At 40.9% G+C, this 11,213-nt stretch carries 8 protein-coding genes and 1 pseudogene; 4 read left to right on the forward strand and 5 right to left on the reverse strand.

Going from position 1 to position 11,213, the window contains the following annotated elements; all coding sequences use genetic code 11:
• Positions 1 to 595: 595 nt before the first annotated feature.
• A complete protein-coding gene (locus V7K97_RS14895) occupies positions 596 to 1,147 on the reverse strand; it encodes an NUDIX hydrolase (RefSeq protein ID WP_334801811.1) in 552 nt (183 codons plus the stop codon).
• Positions 1,148 to 1,433: 286 nt separating this feature from the next.
• Between V7K97_RS14895 and V7K97_RS14900 the strand changes: the two genes are divergently transcribed.
• Positions 1,434 to 2,486 (forward strand): dipeptide epimerase, encoded by a 1,053-nt coding sequence (locus V7K97_RS14900; protein WP_334801812.1) that lies wholly within the window; start codon positions 1,434 to 1,436, stop codon positions 2,484 to 2,486.
• Positions 2,470 to 3,516, forward strand: coding sequence for a DUF1611 domain-containing protein (locus V7K97_RS14905; protein ID WP_334801813.1), 1,047 nt, complete (start codon positions 2,470 to 2,472; stop codon positions 3,514 to 3,516). The genes V7K97_RS14900 and V7K97_RS14905 overlap by 17 nt, the downstream gene beginning before the upstream one ends.
• A 153-nt stretch (positions 3,517 to 3,669) precedes the next feature.
• On the opposite strand, the gene V7K97_RS14910 is transcribed toward V7K97_RS14905, so the two are convergent.
• Positions 3,670 to 3,870 (reverse strand): hypothetical protein, encoded by a 201-nt coding sequence (locus tag V7K97_RS14910; protein ID WP_334801814.1) that lies wholly within the window; start codon positions 3,868 to 3,870, stop codon positions 3,670 to 3,672.
• A 195-nt stretch (positions 3,871 to 4,065) separates the two neighbouring features.
• Complete coding sequence (locus tag V7K97_RS14915) at positions 4,066 to 4,629, reverse strand: Uma2 family endonuclease (RefSeq protein WP_334801815.1); 564 nt, start codon at positions 4,627 to 4,629, stop codon at positions 4,066 to 4,068.
• A 243-nt stretch (positions 4,630 to 4,872) separates the two neighbouring features.
• Here V7K97_RS14915 and mnmE point away from each other — a divergent pair, with 243 nt between their 5' ends.
• A complete protein-coding gene (mnmE, locus tag V7K97_RS14920; protein WP_334801816.1) occupies positions 4,873 to 6,294 on the forward strand; it encodes a tRNA uridine-5-carboxymethylaminomethyl(34) synthesis GTPase MnmE in 1,422 nt (473 codons plus the stop codon).
• 92 nt (positions 6,295 to 6,386) lie between these two features.
• Complete coding sequence (locus V7K97_RS14925; protein WP_334801817.1) at positions 6,387 to 6,998, forward strand: Uma2 family endonuclease; 612 nt, start codon at positions 6,387 to 6,389, stop codon at positions 6,996 to 6,998.
• Positions 6,999 to 7,200: 202 nt separating this feature from the next.
• On the opposite strand, the gene V7K97_RS14930 is transcribed toward V7K97_RS14925, so the two are convergent.
• Both V7K97_RS14930 and V7K97_RS14935 read right to left on the reverse strand, forming a co-directional pair.
• Positions 7,201 to 10,824: a hybrid sensor histidine kinase/response regulator gene (locus V7K97_RS14930; RefSeq protein WP_334801818.1), complete on the reverse strand. Its 3,624-nt coding sequence runs from the start codon at positions 10,822 to 10,824 to the stop codon at positions 7,201 to 7,203.
• A gap of 10 nt (positions 10,825 to 10,834) precedes the next feature.
• A pseudogene (locus V7K97_RS14935) lies at positions 10,835 to 11,065 on the reverse strand (four helix bundle protein).
• Between the last annotated feature and the right edge of the window lie 148 nt (positions 11,066 to 11,213).

Here is an 11,213-nt window from a genome sequence, read left to right on the forward strand (position 1 = left end):
GTTTTTGACCCAATTAGAGTGTTTAAAAACCTGATTTTTTTGACTGATACGCTTGTAAATTAAGGTCTTTTAGGGAATGAATCAGCCCTGCTTTTCAAGGGGGGTTCGGGGGTATCTATATATAGCAATCCTAAATGAGTTGTGAAAATCGAGAGACTAAGATCCCCGACTTCTTTTAGAAGTCGGGGATCTTATTGTTTACGAATGATTTAGGACTGCTATAGAAGTACTTAAAATCACAGCCAAACACTTTTCAAACAACCTCTAAGAGTATGTCTGAGAAGTATCAAATATTTGTTGATCCCCCCTAACCCACGCCAGTAGCTCATGGGGGAAACCCCCAGACGCTCACGGACTCGCTAACGCTGCGCTATCGCCCTTGGCGCTAGCTTCTCCCAAAGGGAGAGGCTAGCGCCAAGGGAGAAGACCGCGCTGGCTCCCCTTAAGAAGGGGGATTTCCAAGGGTTAGGCGTATACAAAAAACTTTTCAAACAATCTCTAACCAAACCGTATTGTTCCCACCCTTTGAAAGGATAGGATTCCCGCCGATTTTCGTTGATTTTGTTGGGTTTCCCTGTAATTAACCCTTGGATTATTAATAATTTAGAAAATTTAAACCTAAAAAAAGAGCCGCTACAGTACCTGCAACAGAAATTTCTCCCTGAATAATTTTATCTAAAACTAATTCTAGAGGAATAAATACAACTTCAATCTCTTCTGTAATATCTAGTTGTTGCTCTCCAACTTTACTCACATTTTCCGCTAAAAATAAGTGTATTTGATTGGTATCCTTACTCGGTTTATCGTATAGAGTTCCGATTTTTCTAAATTCTTGGGAAATATAACCAGTTTCTTCTGTAAATTCTCTAATTGCTGCTACTTCTGCACTCTCTTTTGTGGGATCGAAATTACCTGCTGGCAATTCCAAGAAAAATTCACCGATGGCGTGTCTATATTGCCGGACAAAAATAATTTCTTTATTACTAGTGATTGGTAAAACCATCGCAACTTCCGGCTTAATACTGACGAAATAATCATCTATAATTTTACCATTGGGCAATTCTATTTCATCTTGCCTTACCTTACACCAAGGATGATCTAAAACCATTTTTGATTTTAAAGTCTTCCATTTTTTTAAGTTGTTCATCAAAATAATCTCTAAAAACTTTAGTCATTAAGCAATGAATGTAAAAAAGTATAACAGATGCATCCGATCATCTAAACTTTGAACTTACAGCGATTTTCAGGTAAATGAACCACAAATAAACCTCTCTCCTACGTTCGCGTAGCGGCACGAAGTGCGGAGAGAGGCTTTGATTTTCTCCCCAACGCTAGTAGGGAAGGGGCTGGGGGTTAGGTCTTATAATTGTGGTCTAAATACATGAAAACTGCTGTACAGTGGCTTTTGCAATATCATAATATGTATAACAAGTATGCAAATAAATGTAAATCTATTCACAGTAAATAAGAGATTTCCCTTAACCATAAGTCGCGGTACAACAGCACAGACAACGAATGTCTGGGTAAGGATTTCAGCCGATGGCATCGAAGGCTGGGGGGAAGCATCACCATTTGGCGTGGGTAATCATCGGCAATCGACTGATGCAATCAAAGACGCTTTAGAGCAAGTTGTGCCACTGTTGCAAGCATTCAGCCCTTTAGAAAGACAGCAAATTGAGCAAGTTTTAATCCAAAACCAGGTTCCTTCTGCTGTTAGAGCCGCCCTGGATATGGCAATGCACGACTGGTTGGGTAAGCGCGTAGGATTACCCTTGTGGCAAATTTGGGGACTCGATCGCAATCAAATAGTCCCGACTTCTGTGACAATTGGGATTAATTCGCCTGAAGCTGCCAGGGCGAGAGCGCGAGACTGGTTAAAGTTTACTGATGTCCGCCTTTTCAAGGTGAAGCTAGGTAGTCCAGATGGCATAGATGCAGATAAAAAAATGCTACTAGCAGTGCGGGAAGAAGCACCGGAACCGGAATTTTTTGTTGATGCTAACGGGGGTTGGAGTTTAGAAGATGCGATCGCAATGTGCAATTGGCTGGCTGATTTAGGTATAAAGTATGTAGAACAGCCATTACCACGGGGACAAGAAAAAAGTTTAGCAAAACTCAAAGAAAACTCTCCCCTGCCCATCTTTGTCGATGAAAGTTGTTTTACAAGCGCCGATATTCCCCATTTGGCAAATTACGTGGATGGTATTAATATCAAACTCATGAAATCAGGGGGGCTAACGGAGGCAATGCGAATGGTACATACAGCGCGAGCATATCAGTTGCAAGTAATGTTCGGTTGCTATTCTGACAGTTCCCTAGCTAATACAGCAGCATTACAGCTAGCACCACTAGCTGATTATTTAGATTTAGACAGTCACCTTAACTTAATTGATGATCCCTTTACAGGTGCATTGCTAAAAGAAGGGAGAGTTTTGCCAAACGATTTACCAGGTTTGGGGGTACAACACAGTGCGTCTACCACTTAATCAACGAGTAGCTATCTTACTTCATGAAGGAATTACTGGGACTCAGGGCAAAACAGGGCTAGCAATTTTACGTTATAGTGAAGCCCCAATTGTAGCCGTAATCGATCGCGAGTCTGCTGGCAAATCCCTACCAGAATTAACAGGTATCAAGCGTGATGTACCAATTGTGGCATCGCTAGCCGCAGCCTTGGAATACAAGCCAGAAGTTTTGGTAATTGGCATTGCGCCCGGAGGTGGTGCTGTACCAGATGATTACTGGCTGGAAATCAAAAATGCTTTAGAAGCTGGAATGTCTCTGGTGAATGGTTTACATACACCAATGGCAAGTATCCCAGAATTAAATGCACTGCTCAAACCAGGACAATTAATTTGGGATGTGCGTAAAGAACCGTCTAATATTAGCGTTGCTAGTGGAATGGCACGCACCCTCCCGTGTCGGCGGGTATTGACAGTGGGAACCGACATGGCCATCGGTAAAATGTCAACTAGTCTAGAATTACATTGGGCATCGAAACTGCGGGGCTGGCGTTCTAAATTCCTCGCCACAGGGCAAACTGGGGTGATGTTAGAAGGGGACGGCGTGCCTTTAGATGCCGTGCGGGTAGATTTTGCCGCCGGTGCTGTGGAACAAATAGTCATGCGCTATGGCAAAAACTATGACATTTTGCACATTGAAGGACAAGGTTCACTACTACACCCTGGTTCAACGGCAACTTTACCCTTAATCCGTGGTTCGCAACCAACCCAACTAGTGTTAGTACATCGGGCGGGACAAGTTCATGTACGTAATCATCCCCATGTACTAATTCCGCCCTTACCAGAGGTGATTCGGCTTTATGAAACCGTTGCTAGCGCCGGAGGTGCCTTTGGAAGTGTTTCTGTAGTGGGTATAGCACTGAATACAGCCCATCTAGATGAGTCTGCGGCCCAGGAAAGCATCGCTCAAACAATAGCAGAAACGGGGCTACCTTGCACCGATGTAGTCCGTTTCGATGCCAACGTGCTTTTAGATGCGGTGATGAAGAATTAGGTGCTAGAGAATGGCTTAATCCTGACAAATTTCGGTGTTTGGTTTCCACAGCACAAGAAGAGAAGCAACGCTGCGATCGCTTGGCGGCAAAAGTGCGAGAATTAAATATATATAACTTCCACACTATCTTGCTTGTGCCTGTTGGACTGAATCCTATGGATCTTCAGGAAAAACCCATTTTGGCGGTTCCGTCATTTTTTTTCGCAGACGTTCTTGTGCCAACTCCAGCATTTTATCTAAGGGAGTCTCTTCAATAAATTTCGCGGCTGCCTCTCTAAACTCGATATTGGGGCATTTATCCCCTAAAACACACCCCTTAACACAAGCTTGGGCGCAGTTAATTTTTTGCTCCACAGTAAATTCCTCTCTAAAAATTATGAGTTATGATTTTCACACCTAACTCTTCACTATCAGGCATCACGCTCCAGATAAATTTTAACTTGTCAGTTGCAGATCACACCCGCTGCGATCGCCCAGCGTCTGTTAAAAAGTAAAAATCACCATTATAATGTTCGTAAGCAAAGCCATACCGTCAGACTTATTGCCTACCTATACTTGCAACTCAAATCCAGGTAATATATCTTCTCCAGAAATAATCGCTGGCATTTGAATAACTTCTACAGCTTTCAAAAGTCGGTAAATTTCCACTTGCTTATCTTGAGGATTAATTAGCCAACCCAAACGCAAACCATTTTCTATGTATTCCTGCATTTTCGCTTGGATAGGTGCAAGCCGGTCTGTCTCGGAACGCAGTTCAATTGCAAAATCGGGTACAAGTGGCGGAAATTTTTTTCGCTGTTCTAGTGTTAAAGCTTCCCACCGTTCTAACTTTACCCAAGCCGCATCAGGGGAACGTTTTGCACCATTTGGAAGTATAAAGATAGTTGAAGAACTAAAAACTTTCCCTAATTTAGCTTGACGATTCCAATTATTCAAGTCTGTAATTAGGTCTGCTTCTTGATTTCCGCTTTCTCCTCCGACTGGTGGCATAATTATTAATTCTCCGGCTGCATTCATTTCCAGGGTTAAATCGCTATTGGCAATACACAATTGATAAAATTGCTCATCGGTTAAATGAGCAATCGGTTCTAGATTAAGCACAACAGTATTCATTGAACCTTTCCTCGTGCCTTTGTTGCTAACATCAGTTACCTTTATTAAAAGTTTAGCAGGAGTAAATTAACGTGAGTTCTCATTGCCAACTTCGACCTAGGAGTATGCGCCCTTCTCCCTTGGCGCTAGCCTCTCCCAATGTGAGAAGGGGAGACGCTAACGCGAATGCGGTTCGTTCCTCATGTAGTTTGGCGCATCTTCATACAGAATTGGTATAACTCCTAACTCTCAAAAAGGGCGCTCATGTCGGAAATTTTTGCTACGACTGGAACTATAGCCGCGATCGCTACTGCTGTTGTTCCCCAACAGGGTAGTGTTGGTATTGTGCGGGTATCTGGTTCCCAAGCAATAGCAATCGCCCAAAGTCTCTTTCATGCACCAGGGCGACAAGTTTGGGAAAGTCACCGGATTCTCTACGGTTACATTCGCCATCCCCAGACGCAACAACTAGTGGATGAAGCCCTGTTGTTGATTATGAAAGCACCCCGTTCTTATACCCGTGAAGATGTCGTCGAATTCCATTGCCACGGGGGAATTATGGCAGTGCAGCAGGTATTGCAACTGTGTTTGGAAAATGGGGCTAGACTAGCGCAACCTGGAGAATTTACTCTCCGCGCCTTTTTAAATGGAAGATTGGATTTAACTCAAGCCGAAGGTATTGCTGATTTAGTGGGAGCTAAATCGCCCCAAGCTGCTCAAAGTGCCTTAGCTGGGTTACAAGGAAAATTAGCTCATCCAATTCGTCAGTTACGCGCTAACTGTTTGGATATTTTGGCAGAAATTGAAGCTCGGATTGATTTTGAGGAAGACCTACCGCCTTTGGATGATAAAGCAATTATATCAGAAATTGATAAAATTGCCGCAGAAATAACTAGATTATTGGAAACCAAAGACAAAGGTGAATTGCTACGCACTGGTTTAAAAGTGGCAATTGTTGGGCGTCCGAATGTGGGTAAGTCCAGCTTATTGAACGCTTGGAGCCGGAGCGATCGCGCCATTGTGACTGATTTACCCGGTACAACCCGCGATGTTGTCGAATCTCAATTAGTTGTCGGGGGAATTCCCGTACAAGTGCTAGATACTGCGGGGATTCGAGAAACAACAGACCAAGTGGAAAAAATTGGCGTGGAGCGATCGCATCGTGCCGCCAATGCAGCTGATTTAGTCTTGCTTACCATCGATGCTTCCGCAGGTTGGACTCAAGGCGATCAAGAAATTTACGAACAGATACAACACCGTCCGTTAATTATAGTGATTAACAAAATTGATTTATTAGAAGCAGAGGATAGGAAAAATATTCAATTGAAAATCCCAGTTGCGCTGAAAGCGCACCAAAGGTGCAACCCAAAATCCCAAATTGTCACAGCCGCAGCCCAGAATCAAGGTATTGATGTTTTAGAAACAGCAATTTTAGAGATAGTTCAATTAGGGAAAGTGCAAGCTGCTGATATGGATTTAGCCATTAACCAAAGACAGGCAGCAGCCTTAACTCAAGCTAAAATATCTTTAGAACAAGTACAAGCAACAATTGCCCAACAATTTCCTCTGGATTTTTGGACAATTGACTTACGGGGTGCGATTCAAGCTCTAGGAGAAATTACCGGAGAGGAAGTAACAGAATCAGTTTTAGATAGAATATTTAGTAAGTTTTGTATTGGAAAATAATCTAACTAGATTAAGCCACCTCACAGCCAATGTTTCAAGGCTTTATAACCAGATTTTTAGTAGTATTTGAGTAGAATCTAGAGGAAATACCGATGTTTTCATCCCCTTTGGTTTTGCAAATTCCCTCATCCATGCAAATGACAGACGAACAATTTTTTGAGTTCTGTCAGGTGAATCATGATTTACGCATTGAGCGAAATAAATTTGGAGAATTGGTAATTATGCCTCCGACTGGTTCAGAGACAGGAAATCGAGAAGGTAATATATTTGGACAGCTATGGGTTTGGTCAGAACAAGATGGTACAGGTATAACTTTTAGCTCTAGTACCGGATTTAAGTTATCAACAGGTGCAGAGCGATGTCTGACGACAAGCCACTCCGTGTCTACGCCAGATGCTTCCTGGATTAAACTAGAACGGTGGAATAGTCTCTCAGCAGAACAGCAGCGAAAGTTTGCTCCCATTTGTCCAGATTTTGTAGTTGAACTCAAATCTCCCAGCGACAACCTCCAGACTTTGAAGGAAAAAATGGAGGAATATATGAAGGAACCAGGAATACAGCTAGGCTGGTTGATTGACCGTAAGCACCGTCAAGTGTATATTTATCGTTCTGGATTGCCAGAGGAATGTTTAAATAATCCTGCTAGCGTTAGCGGCGAGTTAATATTGCCTGGGTTTATTCTGAATATGAGTAAAGTTTGGTAAACTGATATATTGGCTGTACTTTATCCATTTTTGGGCAACGCTCAAGCTGACCCTGAAAACTTTGTGCGACGGTAGTTTGACTTTTTCGATGTCACCGATAATCAGTCGGGAAGTGGTCTTTTCAAACAACCTCTTACACCAATTCCACAGAATTTAATTCTGAATTCTGACTACTAAATTCTGTTTTTTCAAGCTAAAAGCATCAATGATTTGCCACCATGAGTAAATGGTTTGAATCACCTGTATTACTGTTAATTAAGCTGTTAATTGTAGAAAGAAATTCATGCTCTAAATAAGGTTTGGTCAAGTAAGCCTTTGCACCCAATTCTTGAGCAAGCTGGCGATGTTTTTCAGCGCTGCGAGAAGTGAGAATTACTACAGGTATTTTTTCTAAATTGGGGTATTGACGGAAATTGCTCAACAACTCAAAACCATTCATTCGGGGCATCTCTAAATCGGAGACGACAACTTGAATTTCAGGATGTAGCTGTAACTTTTCTAGAGCTTCTACACCATTTTGGGCTTGTATTACTTGATAGCCAGATTTTTGCAGAGTGAGAGAGAGAGTTTGTCGGAGACTAATTGCATCATCTACGACTAAAACAACTTTTGGTGATTTATTATCTGGCTCTTGAGAATAACTGGGTTGGGTTTTTATAGTTGTTGTGGAAGTCGATGCAGTGAGTAATGGTGTAGATGGAAAAGTATGTCCTGATATCGGTAAGGCTTTTTTATTTGACGAAGAAGCTACTGGTAGTGCCCTGATATTAAGTGTTGTTTGTTGGATCTCGCTAGACTTGACCAGCAATGAAGCATCAATGACTAAGATGAGATTACCATTGGCTAAACTACTACAACCATAAATGTATTTTGGCGGTGCGATCGCATTTCCTAAAGGTCTAATTACCAGTTCTTGTTCACCAATTATTTGGTCAACTTCCAAAGCAAACGTTCCCTGATTTCGTCGTAGCAAAAGCACCGGATTTTTCGCCACGCTTGGGTCATGACTATTTGATGTGTTGTATGGAGTAGCACTATTAGTGAATGAACCATTATAATCAATCAACTTTGAAAATTGACGGAGGCTGACCATAGTCTCATCATTGTCTGTGTTCCAATGAAAGACTTTTTTACCTTCAATTTCTTTAATTTGTTGTTCAGAGGGAATCAATATTTTTTCGATATTGTCCAAAAGAAGCCCATAAACAACACCTTTGGCTTGAACCAGCATTAACTTTTCTGTAGTCATAGAAAAAGGAATTTTAAGGATGAATATTGTTCCTTGGTTGGGTAAGGATTGAACTGAAATTGAACCATTGAGTGCGTGCATCTGAGTACGCACAATATCTAATCCCATACCGCGCCCAGAAATTTCGCTGACTTTATTAGCAGTAGAAAATCCGGGCGAAAATATCAAATCTAAAAGTTCAGACTCGGCCAGATTAGAAGCATAGCTCCTAGTTTTTTCTTCAGTTTCTATGGGATAAAATTCAACAGCTTTTCTGCGAATTCTGTCTAAATTCAATCCCTGACCATCATCTCGAACTTCGATAACAGTTTGGCTACCCTGATGATAGGCGCAGATTTCGATTAAACCTTGTTCTGGTTTACCAAGCTCTCGGCGAACTTGCGGTGCTTCAATACCGTGGTCAAAAGCATTACGCACTAGGTGCAATAAGGGATCGTAGAGCTTTTCTGCGATCGCTTTATCTACTAGTACCTCAGTACCAGTAAGTTTCAATTCTACAAGTTTGTCATAAACATTCCCCAACTTACTTACCATGTGGGGGAAGCGATTCAGAATATTGCCTAAAGGTGACATTCGTGATTCTACTAAGCTATCTATAATATTAAGAGTTAAATTCTCTTGCTTGTCACTAATTTGAGCAGCTTGCGTCACGAGCAAGTCAAGAGACTCTGTGGTTTCTTGTAGTTGCAGTGTCTCTTCTATTGCTTCATGCAATGTCATGTGAAATTCTGTATATACATCCATTTCTAGAGAGTCAAAATTCGCTGCAAAATTTTGCGTTTGTTGTGAGGTAATATTTTGGATTTGTAATGGTAAATCACGTAATTCATTTAAAGTTGTTTGGTGTCTCGTGAGTTGCTGTACTAATTGCTCAATTATTTCTTTGATTTGTTCATCTTGCAAACTACGCCGTTTTTGGTAAATCAGCAATTCTCCAGCTATATAATTGAGGTGTTGCAGTCTCTCTGTATCTACTCGAATAAATGAAGGTTGGCGCAAATTTTTAGTTTGAACATCCTGTGATTTATATTCTATTTGGTTGTTGATTTGTGTAGCTACATCAGGTATGACTTCAATAGCTGTTTGAGAAACATCTATAACTACCTGCTCACTGACAGTTAATGAGTCAAGCTTTTCTGAAGAATCATCAGTCTGGATCGTCACTACTTCAGCTGCAATATTTTGGTTAGCTTCTTCTCCCCATATTGCTTCTAGTAAGTTATCAATTTCTTGAGGAGATACAGATATCTCTTTAATAACTAACAGTGTTTGTAACTTGGGACTATCAAGCCAATTTTTCTCTTCACCAGTTACAGGAGGATAATTTTTATATTCTTTTGCTAATTTATGAATTTGGTTCTGTAGGATTTTAATTATTGAGAGGTAGCTATCAGACGGGTTAAGAGAATATTGAAATTTTGCAACCGCAAATAGGATGATTAAGATGATACCGCGTCGATAAATACAAAGACTTTGACTATCTTCTTCACCTTGGACAAAATCAAGAAAACTTTTCAGCCAATTTCCGATATAATTAACTAGAGTTTTTGTTTCTAATGTGGGAACCAGTAAAGTCAAACTGAGTTCTGGCTCTGGTATTTCCATCTGGTGATTAAACCAGCCAAAAATGTAGCGAATTACTTTTAAATAAAACTTGGCAGTTGTTGGTTTGACAGATTCGTTTTTACTGCGATCAGATGTAGTGATAAACTGGTAAAATTGTTCTTCATTGATGATAAATGTGCCATGAGATGAATTATTTTGCAATTCTCCAGATAACTCATTATTTGCCACTGTTGTAAGTTTTCGCAAACCTGGAGAAGCCTCACCGCCAGATGTGCGATCGCCTGCTAATACTAATTTTTGTGCTTGTTGCAAATCTGCAAGGGCAATTTCTGCAATTTGCTGCACCTGGGTAGGATTTGCTTGCAGCGCTGATAGAATTGTTTGGGCAATTTCTCCCAATCCAGGTAAATTTAGAGATTCTGCCAAGCCGAAAAATACTTCAGCTTGAGAGTGTAAAAACTCGATAAATTCGTCACTATTTGGTGGATTCTTAACAGCGTCAGCAATACTATTTATACGTTGTTCTACTCCGACTTCAAAAACTGACTGCACAATATCAAATCCCAATTCTTGAGAAGTGGGAATATGAGACTCAGCACCAAAGGCATCACCCAGTTTTTCTTGCAGTTCTGCAAACACTGAAGTTGCTCGATGTAGCAGTTCTTCATCATTAACAGTACTGCCTATTAGCTCAGTATTTAATGCTATGCTAAGACAATCATAACCTTGTAACAAAAGTGTTTCTAATTCAGCATCCACTACTACTTTAGGATTATATAGAGCCTTAAAGACATCTTCTAAAAAATGGGCTATCATCTTAATTACTTCTAGCCCAACATTAGCGGCTCCACCTTTAAGTGTATGAGTAGCCCGCATTAAATTGTGAACTTTAGCAATGCTATAACCTTCCGACAAGCTAAATAGTTCTTGCTCGATAATTTGAACTAATTCTGGGGCTTCAGCCAGAAAGTAGATGTATCCTTGTTCGCGAATTTCTTTATCTGTAATCATATTTTAGATTTTAAATTTTGGATTTGTTGCGTAAAGTTTTAATTGATGCAACTGTCATTGCTAGAATTTCGGTATTTTCTGACATCAAATTGCTCACTTTTTCTAGTGGTAATAAACCAACCTCAACAATAAGTTCCATCCAATAAAGACTTTCATCGGCTTTTTACTCTCGCAAGCTGAATTTAGCAATGACATCGGCGGTTGACTTACCACGACAAGCTGACCGATAGTTAGCTCCCACAGATGTTGCTGAACGGATTAGTTGCTTGCCAATGACCTCTGCCGTTCGGCTCTGTGGACTGGCTTTCTACTAAGCGGATTACTCGCAGTGCTAGCTGCTTTGTTCTCCGCTTCAAATCCTCCTCATTCATACACAGGACTTACGCAAA

The organism is Nostoc sp., assembly GCF_036917815.1.
Taxonomy (GTDB): domain Bacteria; phylum Cyanobacteriota; class Cyanobacteriia; order Cyanobacteriales; family Nostocaceae; genus Nostoc.

Excerpts from the sequence above, each read along its gene's own strand:
- V7K97_RS14895 (WP_334801811.1), bottom strand. The coding sequence starts at position 1,147 with ATGAACAACTTAAAAAAATGGAAGACTTTAAAATCAAAAATGGTTTTA.
- V7K97_RS14900 (WP_334801812.1), top strand. The coding sequence starts at position 1,434 with ATGCAAATAAATGTAAATCTATTCACAGTAAATAAGAGATTTCCCTTA.
- V7K97_RS14915 (WP_334801815.1), bottom strand. The coding sequence starts at position 4,629 with ATGAATACTGTTGTGCTTAATCTAGAACCGATTGCTCATTTAACCGAT.
- mnmE (WP_334801816.1), top strand. The coding sequence starts at position 4,873 with ATGTCGGAAATTTTTGCTACGACTGGAACTATAGCCGCGATCGCTACT.
- V7K97_RS14925 (WP_334801817.1), top strand. The coding sequence starts at position 6,387 with ATGTTTTCATCCCCTTTGGTTTTGCAAATTCCCTCATCCATGCAAATG.
- V7K97_RS14930 (WP_334801818.1), bottom strand. The coding sequence starts at position 10,824 with ATGATTACAGATAAAGAAATTCGCGAACAAGGATACATCTACTTTCTG.